Source organism: Phaeocystidibacter marisrubri, from assembly GCF_008933165.1.
Lineage (GTDB): Bacteria > Bacteroidota > Bacteroidia > Flavobacteriales > Schleiferiaceae > Phaeocystidibacter > Phaeocystidibacter marisrubri.
On record NZ_WBVQ01000001.1, the window covers coordinates 1,256,222 to 1,273,011 of the forward strand.

Below are 16,790 nucleotides of genomic sequence, written 5' to 3' on the forward strand. Positions count from 1 at the left end.
TTGATGTTCTTACTTTGCTGTTGACCATGAAACGAGAGACAAACGCAAACCACGACGCGCATTGGACGGCCATGATGGGATTCGACTGGATGTTGGAGACCCCTAGTTTGCTATTCAATGAACTTGACGAGAGTGAATCCGTTGAGTTTAGAGATGGTTTTGAGCGGTTGCAAAAGATTGATGGTGCTCTCTGCTTACACTCTTTCCTAAAGCAGAATCACTTTATCACTTCATACCCAAGCATTTGCCCTTCGCATCCTCTTAAATGTGACTTGAGAGAAGTCACTACATGGAACGACAAGAAGATTGAACACACTATTCACCTAGACATTCCAAATTTTGGTGAACTCTCTGCCTTCTGTCCAGATTACTGGTGGAGATCCAACGAGTACAAGAAGCACGTTGTGGAGTTGGGGTTGGCAGGGATGGTATACCAGGTTAAGCCTGAACAGAAAACATGTAGAGTAGCTCGTTTACGTGAAAAGAATGATGATGGTACCAGCTACATCTTTACAGGGGCTACCTTAGATAATATAGAGCCAGCTGAAAGCTTCTACCACAAGGGATGGCTTGCTACCATGGAACTTCACCCAGAAGACACATCGCCATTAATCGTGCGCGTTTGGATTCACAAGAAGAACATCCCTACACCTCCCGAAACAGGGATACTATACTCTGGGGAAATTTGGCTTCACGCCTCTCTGCTCGACAAGAGCTGAATGGTATCCTCTAAAACGGATTTGAGAACACCTTCATTCAGTGGTTTGCTGATGAATTTGACGATGACTTCACGCTTCTTCACGTTCTCCATATCACCAGCATCGATGCTAGAGGACAACATGAATACCGTAAAGCGTTTCACAATTTCTGGGTCCAATTGACTAAAGTTATCCGCAAAGGCGAACCCGTTCATTTCTGGCATGTAAATATCGAGCAAGACCAAACAATGTGACTTTTCAGGAAGCACCTCATTGGCTTCGATAGCAGCCAAGGCTTCCTTACCACTGGAATAGGCGACAAAAGAAATTTCGGGATAGAACAGTTCCATGTTCTTGCGTACAATCATCCTATCGATGAAACTATCATCAATGAGAACAATACCTATGTTTTCCTTCTTAATCAAAGAGCTGATTCTTCAAAGTTAGGTAGAGAAACGGTCATGGTGGTACCCTCTCCTTTTGCCGAGTTTACGGTAATGGTCCCCCCTAATCGCTTCACAGCTTCCTTGACAAGATACAAACCTAATCCGGAACCTGAGTTCCCCTTGGCATCGCGGTAGAACATTTGAAAGACTTTTTCTTGATTGTCTTCCGAGATACCCACACCGTTATCTACAACTTGAATCTCTATGCCAGAATGACCTCCTGTGATGCGAACAGCTACATGATGCTGACTTTTCACCTCATCACGGTATTTAATGGCATTGGAAATGAGGTTGTTCAAAATGATTCTGAGTTTCACCTCATTGGTCGTAAACATTGATACACCCTCTACTTGGTACTCAAGCGTGGTTTGCTCCATCGCGGGGTGATAGCGGTATTCATCGCTGATATCTTTGAGCATCTTATTCAAATCAACCTCTACAGTCATGTTACCCTCGTGGGTCGATTTGTAGTAATCGATGATGTTGTGAATGAATTCATCCAACTTATCCACCATCTCTTTGGTCATGTTGAAGTACTCGATGGCCTTTTCATCCTTTACCTCTTGATTGGCGAGGTAAATCACGCCTTGAATGCTCACAAGCGGTGCGCGAAGGTCGTGCGAAACGCTGTAAACAAATCGATCTAGCTCATCGTATGCCTTCTGCAAAGAGATGTTTTTCTCCTTCAGTTCTCTTCGTGCATCATAAATATCCTTGGCGTTATTGATCGCCACGCGTAGCGTATCTTCATTCCAAGGCTTAGAAATGAATTTGTAGATCTGGCCTTTGTTGATGGCATTGATGACTGCCTCAATATCCGCATATCCCGTCAGGAGAATTCGAATGCAATCTGGATAATCATCTACTACGTTCTCAAAAAACTCCACACCCGTCATTCCAGGCATACGTTGATCGGCAACAATGATCTCAATGGGTTCTTTCGCAAGAACCTCTATTCCTTCTTGTGCAGATATGGCGGTATAGACATCGTACTCTCTTCGGAAGTTCGCCCGAAAAGAGTTCAAGTTATTTTGTTCGTCGTCTACGTAAAGTACACGTGGTTTGTTCGTTGTTGCCATGCTCTTTACTCTTGAATGTGTTGCACAGGAAGCGTGATTATGAAGGTTGTTCCCTCATTGGCTACCGATTCAACATCAATTGTTCCTTGATGATTCTTGATGATATTGTAAACAATGGATAGACCGAGCCCCGTTCCTTCGCCCACAGGCTTGGTGGTGAAGAAAGGTTCGAATATTTTCTTGCGAATGTCTTCTGGCATCCCTGGACCATTGTCTTTAAATCGCACTTCCACACGGTCGTTCGGAAGTGGTCGGGTTGAGATTAGTATCTCCCCTTTCTCCTTTTGATCTGGATTACTCTTAATGGCTTGTGCTGCATTGGTAAGAATGTTCATGAAGACCTGATTCAATTTGCCCGCATAACACTCAATCTTCGGCAGCTCTCCATAATCCTTCTTCAATTCGATGATATCCTTAATACTGTTGTTGAGTAGAATCAAGGTGCTATCCAGACCTTCGTGAAGGTTTACAAACTTAATGTCTTGCTCGTCTACCCTAGAGAATACTTTTAATCCCTTGATAATTTCCACCGTTCGGTCTGTACCGTCTTGCATTCCTTGAAGCAAGTCGTCTATTTCTTCGATGATGTATTCAAACTCAATTTCCTTCTTGAACTTCTCTAGCTCTTCTATGGTTGCTAGATTCTTGCTTTCTACAATCTTGTTCTCCAACCACTCAAGAAGCTCGCGAAGATCGTCCATGTCTCTTCTTAGCGGACCGATATTCGCCGAGATAAAGTTTACAGGGTTGTTGATTTCGTGGGCGATGCCGGCTGTTAGCTGACCCAATGAGGCCATTTTCTCTGCATCTACCAATTGACTTTGAGCTTCCTTCAGATTGGAAAGTGTTCTCTCCAACTCTTTGGTTCGCTCTTTCACCATAGATTCCAACATCTCGTTCTGTTCACGAACGATTTTCTCATTCTCCTTGGAAACTCTAAGGGCTTCTTCTTGAGAGGCTTCTTTCTCTTTTTTCAAGGTATTGATGCGGTCTGCCAAGGCAATGGAAAGCAAGATAGCTTCCAGTCCCGAACCAATTTCAATGATGCTTTTGGTAAGGAAGGTGTATTCAATCACTCCAAAATTTCGAAGGGCGAAAACGAAAATCCCTGCTAAGAATACGGTCCATGCAATCAAGAAAAACTTAGCCGGTCTATACCCTTTCTTGGCAATAATGCTGATGAACACTAAAGCGTACAAACTCACGGTAAGCGCTCCTGTATCTACCAAGGTGTAACTCAATGCTACGAAGTCGAAGACATACGTAACCATGGCCAAGGCATAGAGCAATTGAAAGAACACGAGTCCCTTGTACAACTTGGGCGTAAATCGCTTAGGTTGAACAAATATCTTCGCAAATTCAATGGCCGTAAATCCGGTGAATGCCGAGAAGAAAACAACGCTTCCGTTATACCATGCCGGTGAATTCGGGAACATGTAATGAAAGGTCCATCCCTCTAAAGATCCTTGCGTTAATCCGATTGAAAGAATATACAAGATGTACCACAAGTAGCTCTTATCCTTTGTGGTGATATAGATAAACAAGTTGTAGAAGAACATCACGAAGATCACACCGAAGTACAATCCAAGAAAAACTTGTTTGTTGCCGTTGTCTAGCGAAACTGATTGAATATCCCCTATTCTGAGCGGTAAAAAGAGCTGATCTTTACTTCTCACTCGCATGTAGATGACCTTACTTTCCCCCTTTTCTAGGGTGATGGGAAATAAGAAAGTAGGATGATCTACGGGCCGCTCAGAATACTTGTATCGATCACCTGCTACATAGGTTGGCAGACCAGTTGAATCCATGTAAACTTCAATGGAATCAATCATTGGGAATTCGAGCTGCAAGTAGAAATGGTCGTGGTAGCTCTCATTCTTAAGAGGAATACGAATCCAATATGCCGCTTCATCGCGGTTAAAATTCAGGACTTTCTCATTGCCCAATTCATAGGGCGCATTCAGTGCTTCCTTAAATCCAGCCTTGGAAGTAGAGTCTCTCCAAACCCCTGCAGATTCGCCCAAATAAGCTAAATCTCCTGATTGAATGATCCATTGAGATTCTGTGGATTGGGAAATCCCCAACACAGAACAAAGGGAGAGAAAGAGTAGTACAAGAGTCCTCATTATGCGTGGCTAGCTAGCCGAGATTTGAGAAAATGGATCCTTGAATTCATTAGGTTTGATATTGGGAAGAAGTAAGTCGTACTCCACTTCCACTTCAATTCTTCTACCTGGTGAAACTTCGGTGGTAACTTGTTGTAGGTTTTGGCGGAGTTCTTGGATTTTCCGCTGTTCAGAACCGCGAGCGTGTTCCAGTGTGCTGGTATCTTCCAAGAGAACAGCGGTTGCCAAGAGGTCTAGTTTGGGATAATAGAAGGTTCCTTGATTTCCAACTTCGGTGAGAATTTTACAACCCACTCGTTCTGCCCATCGTACCGTATACGGTGCACACAAAGCGAAAAGCGATTTAATTCCGAGCTGCTCGGTTATCACGGCACCTGCTCGTGTAGCAAAAAAGCTACCCACGCCCAATCCCGCTACTTCAATACTGTTCCACAATCCGCACAATTCTCCAGTACCATCAATGGAAAGCTTCTTAACGAGATCGTAGATCTTATTGTCCATGAACCCCGTAGCTTCTTCTATGGGAAGCTGTTGAGTACCGCCAGCAGCGTGAACCCGAGCTCCGCCGTAGACTTTTTTTCCGTCTAACGACTCAACAATGATTACAAATACGGCTGGATTATAGGCCCATGCATGATTCGCCGAGGTCACCTTTTTCACACCGTGAACCTCCAATACCTTTCGGTGGCCATCAATGAATTTTTGTGAACTCTCGGGATCGTCTACAGCTCTAAATGCACGGATTCTTACCTCCGGCTGTTTATCCAGCTCAATCATTTGTTCCAATCAACTGTTCCAAATCTACATAGTACCTTCCTGATGCCAAAGTATTCCCAAGTAATATCCTTCGAGCACTATCCGTCATCATGGCACCTCCCAAGGTCACAGCTGAAGCCAGTTGAGGCCAAGTGGTGATGGTTTTGCCTATCTCAGCGAATGAGCTCTTTGCCCTATCCGACGCCATGGGATAGTCGACCAAAGTAAAGAGCAAATTGCGTTTATCTTCAGGAGTAAAAGTGGCTGGATCTTTACCTTCAAATGCAGCTAACTTTCCATGAAAGATAGGTCTATCACTTTCTAAATCAAAGCGCTCCACATCCACCATGCCGCGATCACTCGTATCCATGATCACAGGCAATTTCATCTTTTTAGCAATGTGGCGAACGGCAATTTTAATGGGTAGTGAATCACATTCTTCTACCAACAAATCCAGACCTGACATGAAGGAAACCGCATTCTCAGGGGTTACACCTTCGTCGTAGATTTCCACATGTAAATAAGGATTGATTTGTGCTATTTCTCGTGCGGCAATCACTGTTTTGGGCATCCCAAGCTGATGGACGCCTGCACGCAAGCGATTCAGATTGCTCAAGTCCAAGGTGTCAAAATCTGCAATGCGAATCGTACCTCCAACGTTCTCCATGGCTAAGGTCACTGCCGCGGCTTGCCCCACAGAGAGTCCAATGACACCAATGGTCTTTCCTGAGAGAATCTTCTGCTCTTCTGGAGTAATCTTAAACTGATTCCGAGAAGTCACGACCTCTCTATACATCTCCTCATTGAGAACTCGAACTACGGTATCCAACCATGGATAGTAAACCCAGTTGCCCATAGCGTTAGAGGAATCCGAAATAAATGCTTCAATCGCATCCTTCAACTCATCCTCTGTATAAGGCTGCGTTGGACGTTTTATCTTCAACCACTCTCCAATCTGAGTGTGATACTGATCCAAAACGTTTGTAGGACCTTCATCCATTATGGCCTCTGGTAGTGCCGCTGAATCTGTTACAGGTTGAATAACAGGACGTACGGCGAAGCCACGAATATCGGAAGATGCTAATTCCGTAAACGTATCATTCATTGGTGTTGTTCTAGTAGGTTTGAGAGTAAAGTTGAGAACTTTTCAAACTCAATGCTGCCGAATTTACAAGAATTTGAATTGTTTCAATAATTTTATGCTCCAGAGGATAACACATGAACGAAGAAATAAAAACCAAGATCTCAATCTTATACGTTGACGACGAAGAGAATAACTTGAGGTCATTCAAAGCTACATTTCGCAGAATTTACGACGTTCACACGGCGATTTCTGGAGATGAAGGCTTAAAAATCCTTTCGGAGAATCCTATTCAAGTCATTATTACCGACCAAAGAATGCCGGAAATGACAGGAATCGAATTTCTCTCCAAGGTGCTTGAAAAGGATAGAGAGCCGATGCGAATGCTACTTACGGGATATTCCGATATCAACGCGGTAATTGACTCTATCAACAAAGGACAGGTATATCGATACCTCACCAAACCGTGGAATGAAGATGAACTTCGCAGCGCTATTGAATCGGCCTATGAAGTTTACTCTCTCCGAAAAGAAAACAAGGAGCTTCTGAAGAAATTGGAAATCGCCAACGACCAGCTTGAATTCTTGCTTAGACAGCGGTTGTTATCTTAATCACTTAGATGCTTTCAAAAAAATCAAAATACGCCATCAATGCCCTTGTCTATCTCGCTAAACAGGAAGACAATCGCATGGTGGTTATCCAAGAGATTGCGGAAGAGGAAAAAATCCCCCGTAAATTTCTAGAGGCCATTCTCCTCGATTTGAAGAGAAATGGAATTTTGGGATCCAAGCAAGGAAAAGGCGGAGGGTATTACCTCTTGCAGCGTCCCAACGAAATCAATCTCGCCGATGTAATGCGCTTGTTTGATGGCCCCATCGCTCTTCTCCCCTGTGCGACGTACAAGTTTTTTGAGCGCTGTGAAGAATGTGTAGATGTGGAAACCTGTGGTATTAGAGATGCCATGGTGGAGCTTCGAAATCAAACCGTTAACTTCCTGAAGGCCACCTCTCTAGAGGATATACTCCTACGTGAGGGTCAGCTGACTGAAGGTTCCAGAGAGACACGTCAACCGCACAAATCACAAGCTTAACCTTTCCGTAAAGGCATCCGTAGGACCATTCCTATGGAGTACCCAACCTTTCATTGTAAATTGCCGGTTCTAAATGAATCAGACATGAACTTGAAAAGAGTTGTTCTCCCCGTTGTTGCTATGAGCGCACTGATGTTCAGTTGCAGTTCATCCCCAAAACTCGACACTCCCGTTCACTCCGAATGGAAAGTGTCTCATATTGAAGGGTTTTCTAACGACATTCCTGCTGAAAACACTCCTACACTTCGAATGGTCATGACACATGCGTCAGGCAGTTCTGCTTGCAATCAGTACACGGGAACATTCTCGTTGTCTGGTAATGAACTTGTGTTCAATGATATGGTGAGCACGCGTAAAATGTGCACCCCTGAACTGATGGAAGTTGAAGTGGCCTATTTAGACGCCCTCCGCTCTGTGAAGAAATGGGAAATTATTGACCAACAGCTCCATCTGAAGAACAATGACAATTCTACTCTGTTGACTTTTGCATTCTCGCAGCCAATCAACGAAGAAGAAGAATACTAAGCATACAGCCTCAGAGCTGAACGATATGAAGGAAAACGTGAAGATTTACGATAACATTTTGGAAACCATTGGCAACACTCCAATGGTGCGTTTGAATAAAATTGCTGAAGACATTCCAGGGACGGTTCTAGCCAAAGTGGAATACTTCAATCCAGGGCATTCTGTGAAGGATAGAATGGCTTTGAAAATGATTGAAGATGCTGAGGCTAGAGGGGAATTGAAGCCTGGAGGAACCATCATTGAATGTACTTCTGGAAACACTGGAATGGGCCTTGCCCTTGCCGCGGTTGTGAAAGGTTACAAGTTGATTTGTACCATGAGCGACAAGCAGAGCAAGGAGAAGATGGACATCCTTCGCGCTATGGGAGCAGAAATTTACGTTTGTCCGACGAACGTAGCTCCAGAACACCCTGAGAGTTATTACTCCGTTGCCACTCGTTTGGCTTCAGAAATACCCAACAGTTTCTATCCTTATCAGTACGATAACCTCTCCAACCGAGAGGCACATTACGAATCTACGGGACCTGAGATCTGGGATCAGACCGATGGCAAAATCACCCACTTTGTTGTAGGTGTAGGTACGGGAGGCACCATCTCTGGTGTAGCAAAGTACTTGAAAGAACAAAATCCGAATGTGAAGATTTGGGGAGTAGATAGCTACGGCTCAGTCTTTAAGAAGTACCACGAAACGGGTGAATTTGACGAGAAAGAAATCTACTCGTACATCACAGAAGGTATTGGTGAAGACATCCTTCCCAAGAATGTGGATTTCGATTTGATTGATCACTTTGAGAAAGTAACCGACCGGGACGGTGCATTGACCACCCGCGAATTGGCGAAGAAAGAGGGTCTGCTTCTTGGATGGTCGGCAGGATCTGCCTTCCAAGCCATTCGTCAGATGAAGCACGAACTCGACGAGAACAGTGTAGTGGTGGTTCTCTTCCACGATCACGGTTCGCGTTACGTAGGAAAGATTTTCAACGATGACTGGATGGAAGAACGCGGCTTCTTGAACCACAAAAACAAGATGGCGAAGGATTTGGTTGATAAGCACCGCCACCTTCCCCTACTTACCGTGAATTCCTTTGAACCATTGGATCACGCCATTCAACTAATGCGAAAACATCAAGTGTCTCAACTTCCAGTAAAAGAAGGAGGACAATTTGTTGGATCCTTGAACGACACCAAAGTTCTTCAGGCCATTCTGGACAATCCTGAGAACAAAGACAAGCCAATTAGTGCTGTAATGGATGCTCCATTCCCTATCGTACAACCGACAGATGAGATTCGTTCCGTTGCAGCCAAACTCGATAAAAACACTGGAGCAGCCCTCGTGAAATTTGGAGAAGATGAATACCACATCCTCTCTCGCCACGATTTGGTTGCTGCATTGAGCTAATCCATGAATCTCACAGATCAATTCGGAAGAAATGTGGAGGTACCAAAGGATCCTCAGAGGATTATCAGTTTGGTACCTTCACAAACCGAATTACTTGCTGATTTACACCTCGACTCACGAGTAGTAGGAATCACGCGATTTTGTGAGCGCCCCCGTGAGTGGTTCTATCGAAAAGCTCGAGTGGGAGGCACCAAAGACGTGGATATTGAACGTATCAATGCGCTCAAACCCGATTTGATAATCGGGAATGCCGAGGAGAACACCAAGCCCATTATTTCCAAACTGGAACAACTCTATCCCGTTTGGATGAGTGATGTTAAAACACTCGAACAGGCCTACGAGATGATGGAACAAATTGGCTTCATCACAACTAGAGCCGACTCTGCCACAGATTGGGTACATCGTATTCGCGAACAATTTGAAATCTTCAAGACGCCCAAAACTGGAGATAGAATTCTCTATCTCATTTGGCAAGACCCGTGGATGGCAGTAGGCAGAGACACCTTCATTCACGATATGATCGAAAAAGCAGGCTTTGAAAACTGTATTACGGAACCCGATTCACGCTACCCTACCCTAACCGAAGTAGAGATTGCAAACTATAATCCGGATTGGGTGTTCTTGAGTTCAGAACCTTATCCTTTTAACGAAAAGCACCTGGGAGAATTTGAACAAAACCTTCACTTGCAAGCTAAACTCGTGGATGGAGGAATGTTCAGTTGGTATGGGACTCGACTCTATCACTCACCCAATTACTTTGCTCAACTGAGGAGAGAGTTGAAATTGTAATGCGGAATACCTGACTATCCGTATCCTATATTTGAAGTATTAACTCGATCTCTATCCTGACGTGCGCATATTCGAGAAAATTGCCATCTCCACTTGGACCAGTCCCACAAAATGGATTGTGACCATCACACTCCTATCCCTGTTTTTCCTCAGTGGAATTCCCTTTTTGCAATTTGAGTTCGACTTAATGCGCTTCAATAGCGAAGAGCTCGAAGTCACTTCAACCTATCACCTTTTTGAAAGTGAGTTCGGCCCTACCGAACGACGCGTATTTCTCATCCCCAAAACCGAACATCACGCTTTTCACAGAGAAACACTGCGCGAGTTAAGCACACTGAGTGACACTCTAAAAAACATACCCGGGATTGTAGAGATCTCATCCCTTGAAAATCTCGTTCTGCCCATTTACATGGGTTTTGGCTACGTACCAGAAAACAAAGTAATCCATGGTGAAATCTCGGAATCCGATTCGGCAGTAATTCGAAATCTCCCCATTGCCGAGTATTCGCTATTTACAAAAAATGCGCGCTACCCTGTTTTAACGATTACCATTGACCAACGCGTCACCATAGAGCGGATGAACGAAATTCTCGAGTCTGTTCATAGCCTGAGTAGTGATCGATTCTCAGAACATCACCTCATGGGACGCCATTGGGCCGAATATCAATACAACCAAATGCTAACCACAGAGACTTTCAAAGGATTGGCCAGTGCTGTTTTGATTGTAATTGTGATGCTTTGGATCCTTTTTAAGAGAATCGGAAGTATTCTACTCCCTGCGCTTGCTATCCTAACAGGAATGTTCTCCTTTTTTGGACTAAAAGGTTGGGCGGGATGGCCCATGGACATACTCGGTACGCTCTTCCCTCCGCTCCTTCTCATTGTAGGTTTGAGCGATGTGGTTCACCTCTATGCAAAGGTTCAATGGCGATTGACCCAGGGCAACGAGTTGAAGACAGCAATTCGCGAGGCTTGGAAAGAAACGGGAGCTGCTACCTTTCTCACTTCCCTCACTACTGCCATCGGATTCATGAGTCTGCTCACCACGGATGTACTTCCCATTCGAAACTTTGGCGTAGAAGCCGGTTGGAGTGTATTAATCATGTTCATTTCTTGCCTGGTCGTGATGCCGCTCTTCTTCCGTTTGGCAGTCAACCGACCTGCCTTGCTTCCGGCACCTGCCACCAACAAAAACTGGAATGAACTCTCCGATAGGGTCACGCAACTCTCCAAAAGAAATTGGCCTGTTCCCATTCTCTTTACTCTTGCCGCAATGTTCTCCATTTATCAAGCCAGCAAAGTTGAGTCTGGAGTGGTGAACTACTGGCAAATTGAACCGAGTTCCACACTTGGGAAGGATATTCAATTCTTTGAAGAGGAAGACGGAGGCCTTAGAAATCTAGATATTGGAGTTGTCCATGCCGACACATCACTTCGAATGGATACACCAGAAGATATGCGCCTCGTTGCACAGTTCACCGAGCGGTTGCGATCTAATCCGGCCATTGGCGCGGTGATCAGCTCAAGCGACGTACCAAGTCTACTCAACATGACGCGCATGGGTGGTCAGCTTCAACAGTTTAAGATGGGTGAAAGTGATCGTCAAGTGGAAAGCGACTTAGATTGGTGGGCTTCAAATGATCCAGAATCGAATTACGCCCTGATCAGCAAGAACAGCAATATCGCTCGTGTCATTCTTCGATTGCAGAATGTAAAAACAGACAGTGCCCGTGCCATTCAGGATTGGATTTCAGATGAATTGCACGCTCTATCTAGCGAACACAAAGTCATCTTTACCGGAAACAGTCTCATCATGGATACCATGAATGATCGATTGGTTGAAAACATGATGACGAGTTTGCTGCTGGCCTTTTTAGTCATCGCTGTTCTCATGAGCTTCATGTTCAAGTCACTTCGCATGCTCATCCTCTCACTCATTCCCAACACTTTTCCTTTGGTCATTGCCATTGGGGTGATTGGAGGAATGGCCATTCCTATGGGGACCAGCATTGCGATGGTCCTTACTATTGCCTTTGTGATTGCTGTAGACGACACCATTCACTACTTGATGAAGTTTAGAAATGAAATACAAAAGACAAACCGTATTGAAGAAGCGGTTAAAAATACCACTGCCCAAGTAGGACGAGCCATGATTTTGAGCTCTACGGTGATGCTGGCAGCTTTCATTCCACTCTTCTTTTCCAGCTTCTTGGAAGAAAAATACTTCGCTGCGGTATTGAGCATCGTGGTCATTTCAGCACTATTAGCCGATTTAATTGTGCTTCCTTGGCTACTCCTTCGGTTTTACAAGCGCAAGTAGATGGGGTTATTAACTGACAATCACCTCCGTGAATGCTCAAACATTTTATTTCAGGATGCCAAGAGATTGGAAAAGAATGTCGATATTTGCGCCCTTAAAATCATTATTTATTAATCAACAGGGTTTCGGACCCTTAACCGATTAAACATGGCAACAAGAATTCGTTTGCAGCGTCACGGTCGTAAGCGCCGCGCAATTTTCACCATCGTAGTAGCTGATCAACGTGCTAAGCGTGACGGTCGTTACATCGAGAAAATTGGTCAGTACAATCCTAACACCAATCCAGCAACAATCGATCTTAACTTCGATAAGGCTGTTGAGTGGGTTATGAGTGGTGCTCAACCATCAGACACTGTACGTGCCATCTTGTCTTACAAGGGCGTTATGATGAAGAAGCACCTTCTTGAAGGTGTGAAGAAAGGCGCCTTGACTGAGGATCAAGTGGAAGAAAAGTTCAACGCATGGTTGGAAGCGAAAGAAAACCGCATCCAGGCTAAGCGTGAAGGCTTGGTGAACGCAACTGAATCACAGAAAAAGGCTCGCTTGGAAGCTGAGGCTGAAGTGAACAAGAAGCGTGCTGAAGCTATCGCCGCAAAGAATGCCCCTGAAGCTCCGGCTGAAGAAGAAGTAGCTGAAGAAGCTACTGCTGAGGCAACTGAAGAAGCTCCAGAAGCAACCACAGAGGAAGCTCCTGCTGCTGAAGGTGAAGAAAAAGCTGCTGAGTAATCTAATTAATTGACGTACCATGCGTACCGAAGACTGTTTCGTACTCGGAACCATTATACGTCAACACGGTTACAAAGGCGATGTAGTTGCGAAGATCGATACTGATCGACCAGAGCACTATGACAAGTTGGGATCAGTTCTCTTGGAAAGCCAAGGGGGACTGATCCCTTTCTTTTTGGATCATTCTCAGCTCTTGAAGAAAGATCAACTCCTCCTCAGATTTGAAGGGGTTAAAAGCGCTAAGGAGGCAGATGCTTTTATGGGAAAGGAACTTTTCCTCCCACTAAACATGCTTCCAAAACTAACCGGGAAATCGTTCTACTATCACGAAATCATTGGCTTTAAAGCATATGATGGCGAATCACTAATTGGTGAAGTGGCCGAAGTGATAGAAAGACCTGGACAACCCGTATTGCTCATTAAAGACGGTGTGAGTGAAATTCTCATTCCCGCAGTAGACGACTTTATCGATTCCATTGACCGTTCATCATCTAGTTTGTACCTTCAACTTCCCGAAGGATTGATTGACGTCTATCGATAAAATCTCGAATGAGACAACCTCCATTAGAACCGCGCGTACTGCAAAATATTTTCATGTTGCTCCTGTTCGCTCAATTGGCGTTTCTGGGGATTGTACTTATGTTCTTACGGGAACCCAACCATTTCATCTTCAATTTCACAAACCTCGCACATTGGGCCATGCCCATTGGTGTTGTGGCGCTCGATTGGGTCTCATGGAATACCTTCAAGCAGAAAGTTGGAGACATGACGGAGGAACAAGATATCATCGAAAGAGTGAATGTCCTCCAAGGTGCGTATATCATTCTTTGGGTGATGGTTCAAGCGGGGACTTTCCTGCTTCTCACCTTTTCCATCGTTGAAGAAAACGACTACTTTATCCTCTTGGCCGTAGCACAGATTCTCTTCTATATCACACTCCGACCTCGCCTTTTTAACTTTTCTGAACAACTGTAGAAATGGGCAACCCCTATTTTAAGTTCAAGCAATTTACCGTCCATCACGACCGATGTGCAATGAAAGTAGGAATGGACGGTTCACTGCTCGGCGCTTGGGCGGGAGCAGAACTTCATCCTTCACGGATTCTGGATATCGGAACAGGAACAGGATTGATCGCACTGATGTGTGCACAACGATATCCTGATGCTGAGATTACTGGCATTGACATTCAATCTACTTGTGTAAATCAAGCCAAAGAAAATGTTGCAAATTCCCCCTTCTCTAGCCGAATAACGATTGAGGTCACACCCGTTCAATACTTCAATAGTTCAGTACGATTCGACCTCATTGTTTGCAATCCTCCATTCTTTAATCGCAGCAGTCAATCTGGACAAAGCAACCGGGATACCGCTCGCCATGATGATAACCTCTCCTTTCCCGATTTGGCCAAACACGCCGTTCGACTGTTGAACAAGGACGGCATTTTTTCATTGATCATTCCAGAGGATAGAGCTTCTGAATTTATGGCCATTGCAGAGAGTGAAGGACTGCATTTGGTGCGAAGTGTCAAAGTTCGAGGTCGAATCGGTGGCGTTGTAAAGCGAAGATTACTCGAATTTTCTCCAAGCTATCCAATTGAGGCCCCACATCTGGACGAACTAGCGGTAGAGGCCGACATTAAAATATGGACTGAGGAGTACAAGTCATTGTTGCGGGATTTCTATGTGGTGTTGTGAAGGTATGCGCTGGGTCACACCTCGTTTCACAAAGTGCAGTAACACACCACAACAAATAGCCGCGAATGCAGGAAAAACAGAGATAAAGAGCATACCATTCAACCTTGCATTATTGAAAACACGTTGTGTATTCTCTTCCAGCTTATACGCTAGTTCGCGACTGTCCATATCTGACTCAGGAGAACAAGAGAGAACAGTGGCAACGAATGCAAATAGAATGATTCTTGGAATTAAAGCGGCGTAGGTGAGAGTGATAGAACGCATACTTGTCTGCAATTAAATGGAGGTCTTAGATACCCTATTCATCTGTAATGTACAGAATGTTATATCATCAATATTTGAACGATAGCATGTATGACGTGTACTTAGGCTTAAGAATAGAAGAATTAAGAAGGAAGAGTGTTGTGAATTGGCAGTACTGGCTGGGTATGTTGCTGGGGACTTCGTCCCTCCCCTCCCCATGTTCAATTTCGGAATAGTCTTTTGAAAAGGCGGAAATCTCAAACTAGAAAATTAAAACTTTCAAAATGAATCGTTTGTATGCGTTTATCATACGACTACACACATTCACTATTCCTACTTTGAAAGCGGGGATGCGGGTAGCATCCCCGGGCAGAAACAAAAAAAGCACCGCTGTTATGGCGGTGCTTCTCTATTACATTCCGTAGATAAATCGCAAGGAAGTATCCACGAACTATTCTAATATCCTTGGTACTCCACTTCTTTTTCGTGAAATACGATACCGTTTGCGGCCAATTCCTCTAGCATTGGTAGGTAAATCTCTTTCGAAATGGGTAAGTGAACTCCCGGTGTGCTAATCTTTCCTTCCAAAATGAATCGAGTGGCAATTCCCACAGGTAAACCCACGGTTTTGGCCATAGAAGTTGCCTCTGCATTCTCTCCTTTGGCTATCATATGACTCTCAATCATCTTGCGCTCTCCGTCCAAAATGTATCCGAACTTGTGCCACATCACTATCATATCCTTGTCATCTGGCTTCATGGTCCACTTCTTCTCAAGAATCTGCTGCAATGCTTGCGCTGGAGTCGCTTTGTCTAGCCCGATTGGTGTGTCTTTGAAGATATCTAGCCACTCGAGTTTTTCCATCAATTCTGAATCTTGTGGAATCTGCAAATAGTGCATCAGCTTGAGCTCTACCGAATCATTGGGGTTGTATCCCAAGAACGTATTCAAGAACGAACGGTGAGTCATTTCACTCACACCCTCTAATTCATAGCTGTCATCTGTCATTCCCAGTTTCACAAACACGTCCCAAGCTCTACAAAAACCTGGTCGGCGAAGTGTTCCTCTGTAGATCGTTGGGATGTTCTCCAAGCCATATACACTGCGGTAGCGAAGGGAATCGCGATTTGCATATCCTTCAAAACGACCGTATTCAGGGATGTCAATAAACTCCGTTCTTCTGAAGAGCTGGTGATATGGAATGTATTTATACAGTCCCTCTTGCTTGAATTTCACAGCTCCGCCAGCGCCAGCGAGCACCACGTTTCTCGGGTTCCATGAGAACTTGTATCCCCATGGGTTATCATCTGATTCTGGAGCCACAAGACCACCCGTAAACGATTCGAAAATGGTCATTTCACCACCTTTTGATCGAATCTCATCTAAAACCTTCATGGCCGACAAGTGATCAATTCCAGGGTCAACGCCTATTTCATTCATCAAAACCACTCCTGCTTCTACAGCTTTGTCATGGAGTGCATTCATTTGATCACTCACATAACTGGCCGTTACCATGTGTTTCTTAAATCGAACACAATCTTCAGCAACGGGTACGTGCATGTGGGCAGGTAGCATAGAAATAACGAGGTCTACTTTCTGGATAGCCTCACTCCGCTCTGCATCATTGGTAATATCTAAAGAAACGGCACTCAATCGCTCGTTTGATCCCGCTCTCTTCTGGGCGAGCTTTATGTCTCTATCACAAATCGTTATGTGCCAATCGGAATCTACAGCATGTGAGCTCAAGTAATCAACAAGACTCTGTGTCGATCTTCCGGCACCAATCAATAGTATGTTTTTCATCGTAATGTCATACGT

At 44.5% G+C, this 16,790-nt stretch carries 17 protein-coding genes; 11 read left to right on the forward strand and 6 right to left on the reverse strand.

Annotation, left to right across the window (positions count from 1 at the left end; translation table 11 throughout):
• The first annotated feature begins 26 nt into the window (after nt 1–26).
• Complete coding sequence (locus tag F8C82_RS05635; protein ID WP_151692573.1) at nt 27–719, forward strand: hypothetical protein; 693 nt, start codon at nt 27–29, stop codon at nt 717–719.
• Here F8C82_RS05635 and F8C82_RS05640 read toward each other — a convergent pair.
• Genes F8C82_RS05640 through F8C82_RS05660 form a run of 5 tightly spaced genes read right to left on the reverse strand, consistent with a single transcriptional unit; the run spans nt 692 to nt 6,210 of the window.
• Nucleotides 692–1,123 (reverse strand): response regulator, encoded by a 432-nt coding sequence (locus F8C82_RS05640; protein WP_151692574.1) that lies wholly within the window; start codon nt 1,121–1,123, stop codon nt 692–694. The two genes, F8C82_RS05635 and F8C82_RS05640, sit on opposite strands and share 28 nt — an antisense overlap.
• Nucleotides 1,120–2,223, reverse strand: coding sequence for a hybrid sensor histidine kinase/response regulator (locus F8C82_RS05645; RefSeq protein ID WP_151692575.1), 1,104 nt, complete (start codon nt 2,221–2,223; stop codon nt 1,120–1,122). Before F8C82_RS05645 ends, F8C82_RS05640 begins: the two co-directional genes overlap by 4 nt.
• A gap of 5 nt (nt 2,224–2,228) precedes the next feature.
• Nucleotides 2,229–4,349 carry a sensor histidine kinase gene (locus tag F8C82_RS05650; protein WP_151692576.1) on the reverse strand — a complete coding sequence of 707 codons (2,121 nt, stop codon included), beginning with the start codon at nt 4,347–4,349 and terminating at the stop codon, nt 2,229–2,231.
• A 9-nt stretch (nt 4,350–4,358) separates the two neighbouring features.
• The gene (locus tag F8C82_RS05655; protein WP_151692577.1) at nt 4,359–5,126 is read right to left on the reverse strand and encodes a hypothetical protein; all 768 of its coding nucleotides are present in this window, start codon (nt 5,124–5,126) and stop codon (nt 4,359–4,361) included.
• Nucleotides 5,119–6,210 (reverse strand): ThiF family adenylyltransferase, encoded by a 1,092-nt coding sequence (locus F8C82_RS05660; protein ID WP_151692578.1) that lies wholly within the window; start codon nt 6,208–6,210, stop codon nt 5,119–5,121. The genes F8C82_RS05655 and F8C82_RS05660 overlap by 8 nt, the downstream gene beginning before the upstream one ends.
• A gap of 113 nt (nt 6,211–6,323) precedes the next feature.
• On the opposite strand from F8C82_RS05660, the gene F8C82_RS05665 reads away from it, so the two are divergent.
• From F8C82_RS05665 to F8C82_RS05710, 10 genes are all read left to right on the forward strand, one after another.
• A complete protein-coding gene (locus tag F8C82_RS05665) occupies nt 6,324–6,797 on the forward strand; it encodes a response regulator (RefSeq protein ID WP_151692579.1) in 474 nt (157 codons plus the stop codon).
• Between the two features lie 8 nt (nt 6,798–6,805).
• Nucleotides 6,806–7,276, forward strand: coding sequence for an RrF2 family transcriptional regulator (locus F8C82_RS05670; RefSeq protein ID WP_151692580.1), 471 nt, complete (start codon nt 6,806–6,808; stop codon nt 7,274–7,276).
• 84 nt (nt 7,277–7,360) lie between these two features.
• A complete protein-coding gene (locus F8C82_RS05675; RefSeq protein ID WP_170266166.1) occupies nt 7,361–7,801 on the forward strand; it encodes an META domain-containing protein in 441 nt (146 codons plus the stop codon).
• 37 nt (nt 7,802–7,838) lie between these two features.
• The gene (locus tag F8C82_RS05680) at nt 7,839–9,200 is read left to right on the forward strand and encodes a pyridoxal-phosphate dependent enzyme (protein WP_188477443.1); all 1,362 of its coding nucleotides are present in this window, start codon (nt 7,839–7,841) and stop codon (nt 9,198–9,200) included.
• 3 nt (nt 9,201–9,203) lie between these two features.
• The gene (locus tag F8C82_RS05685; protein ID WP_151692583.1) at nt 9,204–9,989 is read left to right on the forward strand and encodes a helical backbone metal receptor; all 786 of its coding nucleotides are present in this window, start codon (nt 9,204–9,206) and stop codon (nt 9,987–9,989) included.
• Between the two features lie 61 nt (nt 9,990–10,050).
• Nucleotides 10,051–12,309: an efflux RND transporter permease subunit gene (locus F8C82_RS05690; RefSeq protein ID WP_151692584.1), complete on the forward strand. Its 2,259-nt coding sequence runs from the start codon at nt 10,051–10,053 to the stop codon at nt 12,307–12,309.
• A 147-nt stretch (nt 12,310–12,456) separates the two neighbouring features.
• Nucleotides 12,457–13,035 (forward strand): 30S ribosomal protein S16, encoded by a 579-nt coding sequence (locus tag F8C82_RS05695; protein ID WP_151692585.1) that lies wholly within the window; start codon nt 12,457–12,459, stop codon nt 13,033–13,035.
• A gap of 19 nt (nt 13,036–13,054) precedes the next feature.
• Complete coding sequence (gene rimM / locus F8C82_RS05700) at nt 13,055–13,576, forward strand: ribosome maturation factor RimM (protein ID WP_151692586.1); 522 nt, start codon at nt 13,055–13,057, stop codon at nt 13,574–13,576.
• Nucleotides 13,577–13,629: 53 nt separating this feature from the next.
• On the forward strand, nt 13,630–14,010 hold the full coding sequence (locus tag F8C82_RS05705) for a hypothetical protein (RefSeq protein ID WP_151692587.1): 381 nt from the start codon (nt 13,630–13,632) through the stop codon (nt 14,008–14,010).
• Nucleotides 14,011–14,012: 2 nt separating this feature from the next.
• Complete coding sequence (locus F8C82_RS05710; RefSeq protein ID WP_151692588.1) at nt 14,013–14,729, forward strand: tRNA1(Val) (adenine(37)-N6)-methyltransferase; 717 nt, start codon at nt 14,013–14,015, stop codon at nt 14,727–14,729.
• 699 nt (nt 14,730–15,428) lie between these two features.
• Here the strand turns inward: F8C82_RS05710 and F8C82_RS05715 are convergent.
• Nucleotides 15,429–16,775: a saccharopine dehydrogenase family protein gene (locus tag F8C82_RS05715; RefSeq protein WP_151692589.1), complete on the reverse strand. Its 1,347-nt coding sequence runs from the start codon at nt 16,773–16,775 to the stop codon at nt 15,429–15,431.
• Nucleotides 16,776–16,790 lie beyond the last annotated feature (15 nt).